The organism is Vibrio sp. 1-Bac 57 (assembly GCF_037546855.1).
Lineage (GTDB): Bacteria > Pseudomonadota > Gammaproteobacteria > Enterobacterales > Psychromonadaceae > Psychromonas.
On the sequence record NZ_JALAAC010000020.1, the window covers coordinates 61,490 to 78,647 of the forward strand.

Genomic DNA, 17,158 nt, shown 5'->3' on the forward strand with positions numbered 1-17,158 from the left:
TAAGACCATCAAATAAAAAGAAGCCAGTTCATAAACTGGCTTTTTTATAGCTGTTTTTTATCGTGCTGTTCTAGCTCTTTTTTACAATACTGAGATTAAGTACGAAAACGTAAATTATCACTGGATAACTGATCCACTGCGGTTTTTCCCATTAATTTCATATCACGCTCTAATTCTGCTCGCATTAATCCTAATGCCCTTTCAACCCCAGGTTGCCCAGCGGCTGCAAGCGGATACAAATACATTCTTCCAATACCCACAGCTTTTGCTCCGAGTGATAATGCTTTTAAGACGTGTGTCCCTCGCTGTACACCACTATCAAAAATAACATCAATCTCATCACCGACCTCTGCCACTATTTCAGCAAGCTGATCGAAGGAGCTTCGAGAACCATCTAATTGACGTCCGCCATGGTTAGAAATTACAATACCCGTGCAGCCAATCTCCACCGCTTTTCTCGCATCTTCTCGGCTCATGATCCCTTTTAAACAAAACTCTCCATCCCAAAATTTAACCATTTCAGCAACATCATCCCAATTCATCGAAGGATCCAACATATTAGTAAAATAATCACCAATAGAGGTCGCACCGGAGCCCATATCAACATGCTGTTCTAGTTGCGGTAATTTAAAAGGTTCATGGGTCACATAATTAATTCCCCACATTGGTTTGAGCACAAACTGCAACATGCCGCGTAGGTTCAATTTAAATGGAATTGAAAATCCAGTACGCAAATCACGCTCACGATTGCCGCCAGTAATTGAATCGACGGTTAGCATCATCACCTGTACTCCCGCGGTTTTTGCACGTTCCATCATTGCTTTATTTAATGCTCGGTCTTTGTGGAAATAAAATTGATAGACTTGAGGAGTATTCGTTTGCTTTGCAATTTCTTCCATACTTACCGTACCCAGCGAAGATACACCAAACATAGTGCCATATTTTTCTGCAGCCGCAGCGACTGCTCGTTCACCTTGGTGATGAAATAAACGCTGTAATGCCGTTGGAGAACAATAAACAGGCATATCTAATTTTTGTCCCATCACAGTGACCGATAAATCGACATCTTTAACACCGGCCAATACACTAGGTATTAAATCACAATCTTCAAAGGCTGCAGTATTACGTCGATAGGTTGTTTCATCGTCGGCACCACCGTCGATGTAATTAAAAATAGGGCTAGGTAAACGTTTTTTCGCCAAGGTACGAAAATCTTGAAAGTTATGGCAATCCTTTAATCTCATTACGATCTTCCTTATCTTTTTAATTTTTTGTGAATAGGATCTTGTGACCCACTATAGTCCTTGATTGATTTCTAATAAATACAACATAAAATAATAAACTCTTTCCTAAAACGGCCTAATAAATTGAATTCAGCAGATTTAACACTTTTTGCCTATGTTGCAGATACTGGATCATTCAGTAAAGCAGCACTGCAAGCAGACTTATCAACCCCCGCCTTAAGTAAAAGAATTACTAAATTAGAGCGTTCTCTGGGAGTGCAGCTTATTCACCGTACTACGCGTCGCTTAAGCTTAACCGAAGCGGGGGAAAATCTTTATATTCACGCTAAAAGTATAGAGGGCCAAGTCAGTGATGCCATTGCTTCTGTCTCAGCTTTTAGCCAAGGTTTAAACGGGCATATAAAAATATCTGTCCCCACGATTTCAGGAGAACTGCTACTCTCTGAAGCTATTGCTGATTTTTGTCAGAAATACCCTAACATCAGCGTGGATATGCGCCTTGAAAATAACTTCGTTAACCTCGTTGAAGAAGGTTTAGACCTAGCCGTTCGAACCGGTAAGCTCGAAGACTCAAGTTTAATCGCCAAGCCGCTAATCAAATCTAACTGGGTACTGTGCTGTTCGCCAAGCTACACAGATAAATATGGTGAAGTCACTACCATTGATGCGCTCAAAAAACACAATTGCCTTGCTTATACCTATCAAGCTCAAGGTTCATTTGATTGGCGATTCACAAAAGAAGGTATTGAAGAAACGGTTCGAATTAGCGGCAGCTTAGCGACCAACAATGCACAAGCCTTACGTAAAGCAGCCTTAGCTGGGTTTGGTATTGTTTATGTGCCCCGTTGTTGTGTTTATGAAGATTTACAAAAAGGCACATTGATTAAAATTTTGCCTGATTTTACTCCCAGACAACTCGGCGTTTATGCCATCTACCCTTTCACTAAGCACTTACCTGAAAAACTAAGGCTACTTATTGCACACATTAAACAAGCTTACCAGGATAAAAAAGAGTATTTTTAAACGCTAACTCCATATTTAAAAGCCAAGTCGTAATTGATTTTAATGGCTAGCCATTATTAAGCATGTTCGATAAATGTGATGAACGCTTGCCCCCTATTTCGCTTGATTGGCTTTCGATAAGGTGCATCAGTAGGTTATTGATATTGTTTGAGAAAAAACTATCCCTTAGCACTTAGCACGAGGTCACTAAAAGATAGTTTCTATTAGAATATTGGTTAAAGCTTATGCCTGTCGAGCAGTTAGTTAGCGTTATTTTTTATTAATGCTTTTTAGTAATAATACTTTTTATTAATAATACTTTTTATTAATAATTCTTTTTCATTCGTAATGCCACATTAACCAATGCAATTAATACGGGCACTTCAATTAAAGGGCCAATGACACCAGCAAAAGCTTGATCAGAACTGATTCCAAATACTGCAATCGAAACAGCAATCGCCAATTCAAAGTTATTACCCGTTGCGGTATAAGCGATAGAGGCATTTTTATCGTATTCAATCCCCATCTTTTTACCAATAAAAAAGCTAATAAAAAACATCAAGACAAAATAGATAGTTAACGGGATAGCAATGCGCAATACATCTAAGGGTAACTCAATAATCATTTCACCTTTTAAACTAAACATCAGCACGATCGTACACAGCAAAGCAATCAGAGTAATAGGCGAAATACGAGGGATGTACGTATTATTGTACCAATCTTCCCCTTTCACTTTTACTAATACCTCTCGGCCAAGAAACCCAGCTAAAAAAGGCACACCAAGATAAATGAATACGCTATGGGCAATATCCAACATCGATATATCAACCATCATACCGGTGTAACCAAACACAGGAGGTAACACCGTAATGAATAACCATGCCATAAAGCTATACGTCACAATTTGAAATACACTATTTAATGCAACTAATGCGGCACCATACTCTTTATTTCCGCCGCCGATATCATTCCACACCAAGACCATGGCAATACAACGTGCAATACCGATTAAGATAATACCGACCATGTACCCCGGGTGATCGCCCAAAAAGGTCAATGCTAAGGCAAACATTAAAATAGGTCCGACTAACCAGTTCATTATTAATGATAAAGTAATCGCTTGTTTGTCTTTTGTAACCTTACCTAACAGCCGATAATTTACCTTTGCCAGTGGCGGATACATCATTAAAATGAGCCCGATCGCTAATGGAATATTAGTGCTACCAACGGACATTTCTTCATTTAATGTCGCTATCTGCGGGAATAAAAAACCGATAGCAACACCAATCGCCATGGCAACAAATATCCATAGTGTTAAAAATCGATCTAAAAAGCTCAGTTTTGCAATCGGAGTATCGATGCTTATATTCTTATTCATGGTGATGCCCTTGTTAAAAGTAATTGCTCAAATTTGGTTTAAAATTTTTCGCAACTATCCGCCTTAGTTTATCTATTCTTACTTTAGCTATACTTACCTTTATCTATATAGCTCAGCAAATAGAGTTGAAAAAAGCTCGAATTGTTTTTTATTAATGCGGTAACACATTTTTGGTGGCATCGCCTCCGCAGTTATAAATTCGGCTTGTTTTAGAATTCGCAAATGTTCTGATACCGTTGATTGCGCCAGACCAAGTTCAGACACTAAGTCACTATTTAAGCATCCTCCTGACTTCTCAAGCGCAACCAAAATACTCAGTATTCGCAACCGTGCAGGATGTGCAAGTGCTTTTGCTTGAGCAGCCAGTTGTTGTTCATTAGCTAACTGCTGCTCATTAGCCTGTAAAAGTTGTTTATCTACAACGATACATTTTGTATTCATAAACCCTCTATATAGTTAATCGTCGATTAACTATTATTATACTAGGATCATTTTAGAAATAAAGCGGTTTAGAGGGTAAAAATAATTTTAAAAAAAATACACTCCTACTATTGAAAACAATTTTTAGTGTCCCTAAATATATAAATGTAATGCGATGACACGTTAAAAACACTGCATCGCTTATTGTTTTATTTTATTTAACCTCAATTCTGGTTAATGAAAGTAGAATTATATTTAAAATCATAAGACTATATTTTTTTGGCTATACAGTGCCGCTAGTTTTGCGCAGTTGACAGTTCAAGGCGAATTATTGAAGAAATAACTGGTTATTGAGAGAGTGTTTAACGAAGAAATCCGCGGAAATAACGGTGCTGTATCGCTTTGCTTATCCAGAACTGAGGTTATTTACTCTAAGGAGAACTTATTATGAATACAATTGATTTAACTCCCCTTTATCGTAACAGCGTTGGCTTTGACCGTTTAGCATCATTGATTGATAACGCATTAACTTCAGAAACAAAAGCAACTGGTTACCCTCCTTACAACATCGAAATACTCGGTGAAAATAAATACACCATTTCACTTACGGTACCAGGATTTACACAAGAGGAACTGGATATTCAAGTTGAAAAAGGAGTCTTAAGTGTTTCTGGTAATAGGGAAAATACTGATAATGACTGTAAATACTTGCACCAAGGCATTCCAAATCAAGCGTTTGAACGTAAATTCAACTTAGCAGATTATGTTGAAGTGACAGGTGCAGATCTCTCCAATGGTTTATTGAATATAAACTTAGTCAAAGAGATTCCAGAAACCATGAAGCCGAAGAAGATATCCATTAATCAAATGAATAAATCGTTAACACACCAGAAAGAAGAAAAGGTAATTAATGATAATAGTAAAGATAAAGTCGCTTAAATAGCATGTGTTTATGTCAACTTTAAACGCATTGAGTGAACGTTAATATCTTTAAAAGAGGCAGTGAGCACTGCCTCTTTACTCTTCCTACTTTTAGCGACAAAGTGCGGAGATCTCCAAATCTACAAGATTGTTTTTATAAATGTTATTTTATTGCAGTGAACACATTGATATTTAGATTCATTTCTATGGCTTAAATATTTCTCTTTCCAAGTTCGGCGAGTTTTCATAAGGGGGAGTTCTTTTTTGCAAAATTCACATGTACGCATGACTATCCTGTATTTATTAATAAAAACCAAACTGTAATTAAATTACATTTTACAGCAAGGCATTGATAAATAACAAACTTACTTTCACTTACTAAGCTCCATTTAGTTTAAAAATTACTGAATACATGAAATTTGGTAGGCATCTAACGAATCACACCTATTTTTTAAAACCCCAAGAGTGAAAACTTTTAGACAAAAACTGATTTATTGGTCAAAGTTAATGTATTTTGATCACCTTGTATGGAAGCTATTTATAGTATAGTTAATCAACTATGAAACAATTACAGCATAACTTTCATCATTAAATAGCCTTGATGCTTACAATCTACAACAATCTCAATATAGGAAAATAAATATGAACGAATCTAATGAATTGTTACCTCTTATCTTCTCGCTTCTTGCCGGTGGTCTTATTGGCTTTGTTATTTATCATATAACACTTGGGAAAAGCAAAGCTTCTGAACAACAAAAAGAGCTTGATAAAAACAAAATAGAATTAGAAAAATACAAAGCACAAGTAAATGATCACTTTAATGATAGCGCTGAATTAATGGGACAAGTGGCGAATAGCTACCAAGCTCTTTACAATCATATGGCAGGCCAATCAGAGTCATTATTAGGTGACACAGCAACAACTCACTTTCCATTATTAAAAACATCAGAGGACACTGATCAAGAAAAAGTGGTCACGCCAGAAAGTAGTGAATCGGAAGAAGATGAAGTCACTGTAACTGAAGTTAAAACAGAGGAAGCTGAAACAACTGTAACTGACGTTAAATCTGAAGAAGATGAAGCAACAGTAAATGAAGTTAAAACAGAAGAAGATGAAACAACCGTAACTGAAGTTAAATTAGAAGAAGATGAAGTAACCGTAACTGAAGTTAAATTAGAAGAAGATGAACCCACTGTAACTGAAGTTAAATTAGAAGAAGATGAAGTAACCGTAACTGAAGTTAAAAAAGAAGAAGCAGAAACAACTGTAAATGAAGTAAAAAAAGAAGAAACAAAATAAAATTCATAAGAATACAGGCTATATAGTCGTAATTATGATCCTGTAAATAATTACGACTATATAGCCTGTTCCCGTCCTGAAATCTGCATAATTATCTTTTTTAGAGCGCATTTAAATATTGGTCAAAAGGTTTAAGTGTGCAGCCTTTTCTTCAGCAAGTGATACTTGGGATTGCCGAGATTGCATCATAACCAACTACCTCCGCGCATTTTAAACTACATCATTTATAGGGTCTAAAAGATAGTTTGGAGCTGAATAATGCTCAAAGTTAATGGTCCAGCTTTAGTTCTGTTTTAATTAATTCATCTTTATATTATTAAAATAGACACGTTAGCCAAGCTCACTTCTATGAATTTTTTTGTCGCTTATTTGTACTCCGGCCACTCATTTTTAGATAGCATTCCGTTATTAATTAACTTTAGACGTAATGCGTTGATTGTCTCTTTTAATTCATCTCGGATTAGCCGGACTGCTGGGGTGATCATCTGCCTGCTTGGTAACACTAACCATAACTCTGTGACGGGGATGTGATAGTCGGGCATAACCCTTTGTAGATGACCTTTTAACAAATCTTCTGCTATATCAATGACAGATTTTTTTGCAATCCCTACTCCATCGATGCACCAACGTCTTACTAAATCACCATCGTTGACAGCTCGGTTGCTAAGCATCTTAACTTTGTATTCTTCTTCGCCTTTATATAGCGTCCAATTGTCATGCGTTATTTTATAAAGCTTATAAAGTAACGCATTGTGTTTAATGAGTTCACTGGGTTTAGTTGGTAAGCCATACTTCTCTAGATATTGTGGTGAAGCACATAATAAATGTGGAATATTACAGATCTTGAATCCATAAAAGTTGGACTCTTTTACCGTTCCGGAAGCCATAGCTCGAAGTGCCACATCAACGCCATCTCGGTAAAAATCCACTTGATTATCGCTAACATGTAAACGTAATGACAAAGCTGGGTGTTGCACCATTAGACCATTGAGTAGTGTGCGCATTAAGTTACGTCCCATTTCTGAGGACATAGACATTCTTACTTCACCATTGATAGTTTGTCGTTCGTCATTAATAGCCATCTGACCTTGTTGCAAAAGGTCAAGTGCTTGTTGGCATATTGGAAGATAACGTTCACCTTCTGAGGATAAACGCAATTGTCGGGTGGTACGTACAAATAATTGTGCACCAAGTGCTTGCTCAATTCGCTTTAAAGCGATACTGGCTGCAGAGGTACTTATATCAAGATGATTGGCGGCTGCGGTTATCGACTGATGTTCTGCGATTTTTATCAATACCTGTAAGTCTGCAATTTTCATAGTGCTTTCTCGTGTTTGTTAGTAATAGTTTAATGATAAATTAAAATTTAATTATCCACGAATTCGCGAAAGTATATTAAAAATTTGCCCATTTATCGAATTAATATAAATCTATACAATGCGCGTCAGATAGGGAGATGAATGAGCTCTGTGATACCAATATAACCTTGGTCCTAGCAGTAAATATTTTGTTGCATGTTAATCAAAAACGATGCCATCTCTCCTTTTAATTTTTAATACTAGGAAATATGAATAATGAATAAATTAAAATTGACGGTTATAGCAGGGCTTTTCGGGGCGATGACGTTACCAGTAATGGCTGACGATCACTCAGTGATTTCAACTGAAAACATAAATTGGGGTATGCTTAACCCTGCTCGTGGCGATGCAAGTCCGAAAGCGGCAGATCTTTGGGGCGATCGTACTAAGGATATGGCAACGGGGATGTTAGTTAAATTTCAAAAAGGATTCTCTTCACCTCCTCATATTCATAATATTACTTATCGTGGCATCGTTATTGAAGGTTTAATGCATAATGATGACCCAAGTGCAGCAAAAATGTGGCTACCAAGTGGTTCTTTCTGGATACAACCAGCAGGTGAAAGTCATATTACGGCGGCAAATGGTGAAGAAAACCTTATCTATTTGGAGATCGATAGTGGCCCATATTTAGTTGAACCTGAAGACCAAGCCTTTGATAATGGTGAGCGTCCTATTAACGTGTCTGAGAATAATATATTTTGGCTAAATGCAAATGATGCAAATTGGTTAGATGCTGGCAACGCTGAAATTAGTTATTTATGGGGGAAACCAGAAGCAGCTAATGGAAGTTTTGTTAAATTACCGGCTGGCTTTAAAGGTAGTATTGAAAGCCAAAAAGACCTTAAAGCTGTTGTAGTTAAAGGGAACGCAACTTATCACTGGAATGATCAAAAAAATGAAAAAAACTTTTCTCCAAGCAGCTTTTTTAGCTCAGAAATAAAAGGCAAGCATGTCATTGAAGCAAAAAACGAAGTTGTGCTGTATGTGAAGTCCGTAGGGGCGTTTAATATAAAATAATAGCCTATTAATATTGTTGCTAGCATAAAATCAAATATAATGAATGAGTTAGTGATAATAGAATACTAGCTCATTTCAACTATTCCAGTTGATAATCAAGCTACATCGTAAATAGTAACTGGCATATATTCCTTTGGTAGCCATTTGATCATAAAAATTTATTAAAAAATACATAAGAAGCTTTTTGGACACACTCATCTAAAGTAATTAAAAGCAATCCTCGCGTTGACTCTCTTTCCAATATTAAAATCTAAGAAATCTATCATGTCGTCATTTTTAATATATGAAAGATCACGGTCCGGTGCATACCAAGGTGCAACTATCATTCGCTCAACAACCCACTGACGGCGATGTTCAAAGGATTTTTCGGTGTATTTATCTTCACCACACAAGTAAGCTCTGCGAACACAACGCGAAATACAATGATAATAAGGCGTATCTGATAGCGAGACTTGAGACTGCCGAGATTGAGTCATAATAAACTACCTCCTAAATTCAAAATAAGCATTTATAAAAGATAGTTTTAAAATTCAAATCAGTCAAAGTTTATGGCTGCCCAGCTTTAGTTACAATATATTTAGTTTTCTATGTTGCTATGAGCAACATTACGCCTAGCTCTCTTTCAAAGAAGAATGTGCAGTTATATTTTTCAATATACCGCATTCATTCACTGCTTTGTTTGTTGAACAGCTCATACTGAGTTCTTGTAATTCTTTGCGTAAACCTTGTAACTGATTAATGTGGTGTTCAACTTGTTCAATATGAGCATTTATCATGTTATTAACTGAATTACAGCTATTGTCGGCATCTTGTCTGAGACTAATTAGTTGCCTAATTTCAGTTAACGATAAATCTAATGATCGACACTGTTTTATGAATAAGAGTTGTTTAATTGTTTGCTTGTTGTATAACCTAAAATTACCTTCACTGCGTTCAACAGCAAATAATAACTGCTGTGTTTCGTAATAACGAATGGTTTGAATTGAACAACCTGACAACTTTGCAAGTTCACCTATTTTCATAAAATACCTTGTTGACTCTATAGTAACAATAGAGTGTAAACTAGCGTGACTTGCTAGACAAACATTGTTTTGAATAGCTTCACTTCTTCCTTTGCGGAGAAATAACAGAGAATTTAAGTATGTCGAAATGCTGTAGCGATTCATGTCAAACAAAAATTACTCCCGAAAATGATACTCAAGCAGTCTTGTCAGGTAAATTTGTCAGTGAGTTCACTATTCCCAAAATGGATTGTCCTTCAGAAGAGCGGATGATCCGTTTGATACTTGAAGATGTTGAACCAAAAGTGGGGTTAGTCTTTGATATTCCTAACCGAAAACTTGCCGTGTACCACGATGATAATTTAGCAGAAATAACCACTAAGCTTGAATCACTCTCTTATGGTGCAAGCTTATCTAGCACAAAAGAGAGTAGTCATGAAGAAACGTTAGCTATACATGAGGCAGCAAAAGACAATGAAGCTCAGGAATTTCACGTATTGCGATGGTTATTAATCATTAATGGATTAATGTTTTTTGTAGAAATCATTTTAGGGTGGATAGCACAATCAACGGGTTTAATTGCAGACTCACTTGACATGTTAGCTGATGCTGCGGTTTATGGGCTAGCCATTATAGCGGTTGGTCGAAGTGTTAAGGGTAAACTCTCAATAGCCCATGCATCAGGTTGGTTACAAATTATTTTAGCTTTAGGCGCATTAAGCGAAGTGGTCAGGCGCTTCATTTATGGTAGTGAACCCTTGTCTAGCTTAATGATTACCATTGGTTTATTAGCTTTATTTGCGAATGTTGTTTGTTTGTTTTTAATTTTTAGTAAAAAAGACGCAGGTGCTCATATGCAAGCCAGTTGGATATTCTCAGCCAATGACGTTATTGCTAATGTCGGAGTTATAGTTGCGGGAGTGATAGTGGCGTTTACTGGTTCACGTTATCCTGATCTTATAATTGGTTTCATCATTGCTATGGTGGTTCTCAATGGTGCAAGACGTATCTTGCAATTGAAATCTTAGTTTATTGTTTTTGTAATACTTAATATGTAAAAATTTTCGCTTAAAGAATAATATTAAACAACGAGGCTTTAGAATTCCCCATTCTCAGCCCAAATTTTAATTAATAGAAACCCAGTATTTTATATTTAGTTGAGATTAAAATAGATTATTGAGTTTTCAATAAACGATTGATTAAATTGAGTTGTAAAGACGGTTATGAGGGGGATTAGACTGTATTACTGAGGCTAAAGGGCTTTGCCCTTGGCTTAATGTAAACTTTTTCTTAACTTCTCGTATTTATAAGTAACAGTATGAACAAGGCAATACATCTGCCACTGGCTATTCACTTTCTTTTGACCGCGCAGCGTAAATTTATTCATGCCTTTATTTACTGTTATATTACCGCTCCTGACTTTAAAGAAAGCAGGGTCAATAGCACCTAGTCATTTTCCTTATTTACTGGCATAGGACTTGCTGACCTTGTTTTGTGGATTTCTTTCTCATGCATTGAGTTTGCAGTGGGCAAACACGGCAATCTTTTAAATATCCAGAGTAGCGTACATAGTGTCGACCTGCTGTTTCGACATCTTTAGTACCTTACCCAACTTGGCTACAACTCCCCCACCGTTGAACTTTCCCAAACAATTCATTCATTTTAGTAAAGCCAAACAGGATGTTTTGCTTAGGCTAGTTCTTGCCATGGATGTCCAGCAAGAGGCGGTGCGTTATAAAAGCAATTTATTAATTGGATAAGAAAGCGATTCGGTGGTCAGTTTCTTTGCGTGTTGTAGGTAAAAAGTCTTTTCTGATAAAAGAAAGTTTGGTCGCCGACAGGGCGAAACCACTGCCAATAAATACCAAACAGCCCCGATGAGCGCAGACGAACCAACACACACACAAAAAAAAGACAAAAAAAGGGAGATAACATCACCATTTCTAGCAACATCACCTCCCTTTCTATAAAGAGAAAACTAAATCAAAGAAGATTAACCTTCTTTAGATTCTTCTTTCTCAACTTTAACAACAGCAATATTCAACTCTGCAAGTGCTGCTGGATTAGCAAAACCCGGTGCATTAGTTAATGGACATGCCGCAGACGCTGTTTTCGGGAACGCAATCACTTCACGAATTGAGCTAGTACCTGTCATCAACATTACTAGACGGTCTAAACCAAATGCTAAACCTGCATGTGGTGGAGCACCAAATTGTAATGCCTCTAATAGGAAACCAAATTTATCCTGTGCTTCTTCATCAGAGATATTTAGGATACGGAAGATAGCTGCTTGCATATCTTGTTTGTGGATACGTACAGTAAAGTGCTGGACACCCAACCATTGAAATAAGCAATATCAGATAGTTACAATGAAACCTTACTCAACTTGGCTACAACTCCCCCACCATTGAACTTTCCCAAACAATTCATTCATTTTAGTAAAGCCAAACAGGATGTTTTGCTTAGGCTAGTTCTTGCCATGGATGTCCAGCAAGAGGCGGTGCGTTATAAAAGCAATTTATTAATTGGATAAGAAAGCGATTCGGTGGTCAGTTTCTTTGCGTGTTGTGGGTAAAAAATCTTTTCTGATAAAAGAAAGTTTGGTCGCCGGCAGGGCGAAACCACTGCCAATAAACATCAAATAGCCCCGATGAGCGCAGATGAACCAACATACCCCCATCCCCAAAAAAACATAAAAAAAAAGAGATAACATCGCTATCACTAGCAACATCACCTCCCTTTTTATAAAGAGAAAACTAAATCAAAGAAGATTAACCTTCTTTAGATTCTTCTTTCTCAACTTTAACAACTGCAATATTCAACTCTGCAAGCGCTGCTGGATTAGCAAAACCCGGTGCATTAGTTAATGGACATGCCGCAGACGCTGTTTTCGGGAATGCAATCACTTCACGAATTGAACTAGTACCTGTCATTAACATTACTAGACGGTCTAAACCAAATGCTAAACCTGCATGTGGTGGAGCGCCAAATTGTAATGCCTCTAATAGGAAACCAAATTTATCCTGTGCTTCTTCATCAGAGATATTTAGGATACGGAAGATAGCTGCTTGCATATCTTGTTTGTGGATACGAACAGAACCACCGCCTAACTCACAACCATTTAATACCATGTCGTAAGCATTAGAGATCGCGCCTACTGGGCTTGCTTCTAATTCTTCTGCAGTCATATTCATTGGAGCAGTGAATGGGTGATGTAATGGTGTTAATGCACCGTCTTCAAGTGGTTCAAACATTGGGAATTCGATAACCCAAAGTGGTTTCCACTCATCTTTAATTAAACCAAGATCTTCAGCTACTTTAAGACGTAATGCACCAATTGCTTCAGCCACAATATTTGCTTTGTCTGCGCCAAACATAATGATATCGCCATCTTGTGCGTTAGTACGTTTAAGTAACTCCGCTACGATTTCTTCGTTTAAGAATTTAGCGATTGGTGATTGAACACCTTCAAGCCCTTTCGCCGCTTCGTTGACTTTCATCCATGCTAACCCTTTAGCACCGTAGATAGTCACAAATTTACCGTATTCGTCGATATTTTTACGAGACAGTTTTGCGCCGCCAGGTACACAAATAACAGCTACTCGGCTATCTGCATCATTAGCTGGACCTGAGAATACGTTGAACTCAACGTCTTTTAATAAATCTGCAACATCAACTAATTCAAAATCGATACGTAGATCTGGTTTATCACTACCAAAACGACGCATTGCTTCTGCATAGGTCATTTTAGGGAATGCGCCTAAATCAACATCTAGCATTTTTTCAAAAAGCTTAACGATCATCTCTTCCGTTTTAGCCATCACTTGATCGCCAGTCATGAAAGAAGTTTCGATATCTATTTGTGTAAATTCAGGCTGACGGTCAGCACGTAAATCTTCATCACGGAAACATTTAACGATTTGGTAGTATTTATCCATACCAGACATCATTAACAGTTGTTTAAATAACTGAGGAGATTGTGGTAATGCAAAAAATTGACCTTTATGTGTACGGCTTGGTACTAAATAGTCACGCGCACCTTCTGGTGTTGCTTTAGTTAGAATAGGTGTTTCAACATCTAAGAAACCATTATCATCTAAGAAACGACGCACAAAGCTACTTACTTTAGAACGGAATACCATACGCTCAGCCATTTCAGGGCGACGTAAATCTAAATAACGGTAACGTAAACGTTGTTCTTCAGAGTTCTTTTGATTGCTATCAAGTGGAGATGGCTCAGAGCGATTTAATATTTCTAGTTCAAGACCACGAATTTCAATGCCACCCGTTATCATGTCTTTATTTATTTGACCTTCAGGACGAGCACGCACCTGGCCTTTCATTTGTACACAAAATTCATTACGTGCAGTAGCAGCGATTGCCGTTGCTTCTGGCGTATCGCCATCAAAGAAAACTTGTACAATACCTTCACGGTCACGAATATCTAGGAATGTTACACCACCTAAATCGCGCTGCTTGTTTACCCAACCTACTAACTCAACTTCTTGACCAATGTTTTCCTCGGTCACTTCACCACAATACATAGTGCGCATTATCGATTCCTGTTTTAAATACGTTACAAAATAATTGCCGCTATTATAAAAGAAAACCACTGAGAGTCATATGCTTAAATAAAAAAATGACCCTGCAACACAATTTAAGTAAAATGCGCAGCAATACTCAATGAGTCACATTATTAAACCTTAAATAATTAGGTCCCCTTATGAGCCAAACCGACAATATTTTCAGCAAACCCTTAGATAAAGTAGAGAGTTTTAGTTTTGATCAACAGGTGGTACAAGTATTCCCTGACATGATCAAACGCTCGGTGCCGGGTTATGAAAACATTATTAATAGTATTGCGATGATCACTCAACGTTGTGCCATCGATAATTCCAACCTATATGACTTAGGGTGTTCATTAGGCGCAGCCACTTTATCGATGCGACGTGGCCTGACCGATAAAAATGGCTGTAGGATTATTTCAGTTGATAACTCATTGGCGATGGTGGAATCTTGTCAGCAACATATTCATGCCTATAAATCCGATATTCCGGTGACCGTGTTGCAGGATGATATTTGTAATATCAAGATTGAAAATGCCTCGGTAGTTGTACTTAACTTTACATTACAGTTTTTAACGCCCGAAAAACGCTTATCTTTATTAACCAGTATTTATGAAGGTTTATTACTCGGTGGAGTTTTGATCCTATCAGAGAAGTTTATTTTTGAAGATGCTAAAAGCCACCAGCTATTAATTGATTTGCATTTAGACTTTAAACGCAGCCAAGGTTATAGCGAACTAGAAATAAGCCAAAAACGCTCATCATTAGATAACGTGTTAATTTCAGATACCGTTGAGCAACATTATCAACGTTTAACAGAAGCGGGCTTTAAGCATAATAACCTTTGGTATCAATGTTTTAATTTTGGCTCCATTATCAGCATTAAAGATTAAAGGTTTAATTTTAAAAAGTAACAGAATAAAAAGCTATAAAACACATTACCAAACAAGGCATGACATGATCGACTTTAGTAACTTCTACAGCATTATCGCTAAAAACCGTTTAAACCATTGGTTACGTACATTACCTGCGCAATTACATGAATGGGAAAATATCCATGTACATGGCACATTAGCCAGTTGGATACGCGTATTAAATAAATTTCCAAACATTAAAAGTGAGGCTATCGAACTCAAAGATGAAGTACGTATTGGTGATGGGTCTGAATTATCGGCCGGTGAAACTAAAAAATTAGAGAACTTATTACAGAAGTTTCATCCATGGCGTAAAGGCCCTTTTCATATTCATGGCGTACATATCGATACGGAGTGGCGAAGTGATTGGAAATGGGATCGTGTGTTACCGCATATTAGCCCATTAAAATATCGTTATGTTTTAGATGTTGGTTGTGGCAGTGGTTACCATATGTGGCGTATGCGCGGTGAAGGTGCTGAATTTGTTGTCGGCATTGACCCAAGTGAATTGTTTTTATGCCAATTTGAAGCGGTGCGTCATTTTGCAAATAAAGACCAACATGTGCATTTATTACCTTTAGGCATTCAAGAATTACCTAAGTTGGAAGCCTTTGATACGGTATTTTCAATGGGTGTTTTGTATCACCGTAAATCCCCTATGGACCATATAACGCAACTCCAAGATCAACTCGTTGAAGGTGGTGAGTTGGTGCTTGAAACTTTAGTGATTGAAGGTGATGAGAATGATGTATTAGTGCCCTTTGATCGTTACGCTAAAATGCGTAATATTTGGTTCTTACCTAGCGCAAAAGCACTAAAGTTATGGGTCGAAAAATGTGGTTTTGAAGATGTACGTATTGTGGATATTAACGATACCTTAACCGGTGAACAACGCAGTACAGCATGGATGAAAAATGAATCTTTAGAAGATTACTTAGATCCAGACGATGCGACTAAAACAGTAGAAGGTCACCCAGCGCCGAAACGTGCTTTATTAATTGCTAAAAAAGCCGTTAAACCACTAAACTAGCTTGGTAGGTAAGTAGGTAGGTAAGTAGGTAAGTAGGTAAGTAGATAATTGGACTCCCCCTACACCTCAATTAGCATGTAAGGTAATATTATTGTTACCACACAAAATATTAAAGGAGTCCTGTAATGGATAATACAATAGTTGGTGTTGATTTAGCAAAAAGAGTAATTCAGGTTTGTATTTATACAAATAAAAAAGTGCATTCAAATATTGAAATGACATCTGATGAATTTTTACTTTGGTTATTTCAACACAGGCCTACAACTATTATCTTTGAGGCATGTAGTGGCTCTAATTATTGGAAACAAAAAGCGATAGAGGCGGGTCATGAGGCTTTATTGATTTCAGCCTTGCTAGTATCGACTGTCAGGCAGAACCAAAAAACAGATAAAAATGATGCTTTAGCAATTATACAAGCATCACAATTAGCAGATATTGGTTTTATTAATGGAAAAACTCATAAGCAACAACAGTTACAAACCATGTTGAAATTAAGAGATCTAGCAGTAAAACACCAAACTGCACTGCGAAATCAATTAATTGCTTTACTTGCAGAGTTTAATATTCATTCATCAAGTAGGAATGGTGGGATAAGATCAGCAGTAGGGAATCTACTTGAAGATGCTGATAACGGCTTCACCTTTGAATGCAGAGACGTAATTCGTGTCGCTTATGATCATATTATTGCACAAGGAAAAATCGTTGATCAATATGATAAACAATTACAGAATTCCATTGAGCAACACGAAGGTTGTAAACGATTGTTACGGCTAGAGGGCGTTGGAGCAATTAATGCAATCAATTTATATATTGCGCTTGGATGCGGTGATATGGGGTTATTCAAGAAAGGTAAAGATGCATCTGCGTGCATAGGGCTAACACCCAAGCAATATTCATCTGGTGGTGTAATAAAGCTCGGTGCAATAGGTAACCGTGTTAAACATGGCAAATTACGTAGTCAATTAATTGTTGGTGCAATGGCGGTTGTTGGCCATATAGATAAAAG

16 protein-coding genes and 2 pseudogenes are annotated in these 17,158 nt (G+C 37.2%); 8 read left to right on the plus strand and 10 right to left on the minus strand.

From position 1 onward, the window contains the following. Positions 1–95: 95 nt before the first annotated feature. Positions 96–1,244 (minus strand): alpha-hydroxy acid oxidase, encoded by a 1,149-nt coding sequence (locus MT391_RS13545; RefSeq protein ID WP_499442181.1) that lies wholly within the window; start codon positions 1,242–1,244, stop codon positions 96–98. Between the two features lie 123 nt (positions 1,245–1,367). On the opposite strand from MT391_RS13545, the gene MT391_RS13550 reads away from it, so the two are divergent. Next, on the plus strand, positions 1,368–2,267 hold the full coding sequence (locus MT391_RS13550) for a LysR family transcriptional regulator (protein WP_499498536.1): 900 nt from the start codon (positions 1,368–1,370) through the stop codon (positions 2,265–2,267). Between the two features lie 304 nt (positions 2,268–2,571). On the opposite strand, the gene arsB is transcribed toward MT391_RS13550, so the two are convergent. Beyond that, entirely contained in the window at positions 2,572–3,624 is a 1,053-nt protein-coding gene (gene arsB / locus MT391_RS13555) for an ACR3 family arsenite efflux transporter (protein ID WP_499498538.1), read from the minus strand. A gap of 99 nt (positions 3,625–3,723) precedes the next feature. Next, positions 3,724–4,065: an ArsR/SmtB family transcription factor gene (locus MT391_RS13560; protein WP_499498540.1), complete on the minus strand. Its 342-nt coding sequence runs from the start codon at positions 4,063–4,065 to the stop codon at positions 3,724–3,726. A gap of 426 nt (positions 4,066–4,491) precedes the next feature. On the opposite strand from MT391_RS13560, the gene MT391_RS13565 reads away from it, so the two are divergent. Together MT391_RS13565 and MT391_RS13570 are read left to right on the plus strand one after the other, a co-directional pair. Continuing rightward, complete coding sequence (locus tag MT391_RS13565; RefSeq protein WP_499498542.1) at positions 4,492–4,983, plus strand: Hsp20 family protein; 492 nt, start codon at positions 4,492–4,494, stop codon at positions 4,981–4,983. Positions 4,984–5,607: 624 nt separating this feature from the next. Next, positions 5,608–6,264 carry a Z-ring associated ZapG family protein gene (locus MT391_RS13570; RefSeq protein ID WP_499498543.1) on the plus strand — a complete coding sequence of 219 codons (657 nt, stop codon included), beginning with the start codon at positions 5,608–5,610 and terminating at the stop codon, positions 6,262–6,264. Between the two features lie 365 nt (positions 6,265–6,629). Here MT391_RS13570 and MT391_RS13575 read toward each other — a convergent pair whose 3' ends face one another. Beyond that, positions 6,630–7,583: a LysR family transcriptional regulator gene (locus MT391_RS13575; protein WP_499498544.1), complete on the minus strand. Its 954-nt coding sequence runs from the start codon at positions 7,581–7,583 to the stop codon at positions 6,630–6,632. A 255-nt stretch (positions 7,584–7,838) separates the two neighbouring features. On the opposite strand from MT391_RS13575, the gene MT391_RS13580 reads away from it, so the two are divergent. Beyond that, positions 7,839–8,642: a DUF4437 domain-containing protein gene (locus tag MT391_RS13580; RefSeq protein WP_499498546.1), complete on the plus strand. Its 804-nt coding sequence runs from the start codon at positions 7,839–7,841 to the stop codon at positions 8,640–8,642. 194 nt (positions 8,643–8,836) lie between these two features. Here MT391_RS13580 and MT391_RS13585 read toward each other — a convergent pair whose 3' ends face one another. Together MT391_RS13585 and cadR are read right to left on the minus strand one after the other, a co-directional pair. Further along, entirely contained in the window at positions 8,837–9,118 is a 282-nt protein-coding gene (locus tag MT391_RS13585) for a hypothetical protein (protein ID WP_499498548.1), read from the minus strand. Positions 9,119–9,253: 135 nt separating this feature from the next. Continuing rightward, on the minus strand, positions 9,254–9,664 hold the full coding sequence (gene cadR / locus MT391_RS13590; protein WP_499498550.1) for a Cd(II)/Pb(II)-responsive transcriptional regulator: 411 nt from the start codon (positions 9,662–9,664) through the stop codon (positions 9,254–9,256). 119 nt (positions 9,665–9,783) lie between these two features. Here cadR and MT391_RS13595 point away from each other — a divergent pair, with 119 nt between their 5' ends. Continuing rightward, positions 9,784–10,671, plus strand: coding sequence for a cation efflux transmembrane domain-containing protein (locus MT391_RS13595; protein WP_499498551.1), 888 nt, complete (start codon positions 9,784–9,786; stop codon positions 10,669–10,671). A 245-nt stretch (positions 10,672–10,916) separates the two neighbouring features. Here MT391_RS13595 and MT391_RS13600 read toward each other — a convergent pair whose 3' ends face one another. The 4 genes and pseudogenes from MT391_RS13600 to aspS all read right to left on the minus strand — a co-directional run bounded on the left by MT391_RS13600 (position 10,917) and on the right by aspS (position 14,196). Then, positions 10,917–11,084: a transposase gene (locus tag MT391_RS13600; RefSeq protein WP_499498563.1), complete on the minus strand. Its 168-nt coding sequence runs from the start codon at positions 11,082–11,084 to the stop codon at positions 10,917–10,919. Between the two features lie 22 nt (positions 11,085–11,106). Then, positions 11,107–11,220: pseudogene (locus MT391_RS13605) on the minus strand (hypothetical protein); the annotation flags it as partial. Between the two features lie 416 nt (positions 11,221–11,636). Beyond that, positions 11,637–11,963: pseudogene (locus MT391_RS13610) on the minus strand (amino acid--tRNA ligase-related protein); the annotation flags it as partial. 451 nt (positions 11,964–12,414) lie between these two features. After that, positions 12,415–14,196: an aspartate--tRNA ligase gene (gene aspS, locus MT391_RS13615; RefSeq protein WP_499498553.1), complete on the minus strand. Its 1,782-nt coding sequence runs from the start codon at positions 14,194–14,196 to the stop codon at positions 12,415–12,417. Positions 14,197–14,366: 170 nt separating this feature from the next. Here aspS and cmoA point away from each other — a divergent pair, with 170 nt between their 5' ends. The 3 genes from cmoA to MT391_RS13630 all read left to right on the plus strand — a co-directional run. After that, a complete protein-coding gene (gene cmoA / locus MT391_RS13620) occupies positions 14,367–15,101 on the plus strand; it encodes a carboxy-S-adenosyl-L-methionine synthase CmoA (RefSeq protein ID WP_499498555.1) in 735 nt (244 codons plus the stop codon). Positions 15,102–15,165: 64 nt separating this feature from the next. Next, the gene (gene cmoB / locus MT391_RS13625; protein ID WP_499498557.1) at positions 15,166–16,152 is read left to right on the plus strand and encodes a tRNA 5-methoxyuridine(34)/uridine 5-oxyacetic acid(34) synthase CmoB; all 987 of its coding nucleotides are present in this window, start codon (positions 15,166–15,168) and stop codon (positions 16,150–16,152) included. 125 nt (positions 16,153–16,277) lie between these two features. Then, positions 16,278–17,158 (plus strand): IS110 family RNA-guided transposase (locus tag MT391_RS13630; protein WP_499498559.1); only part of this gene is annotated, 881 nt, incomplete at its 3' end.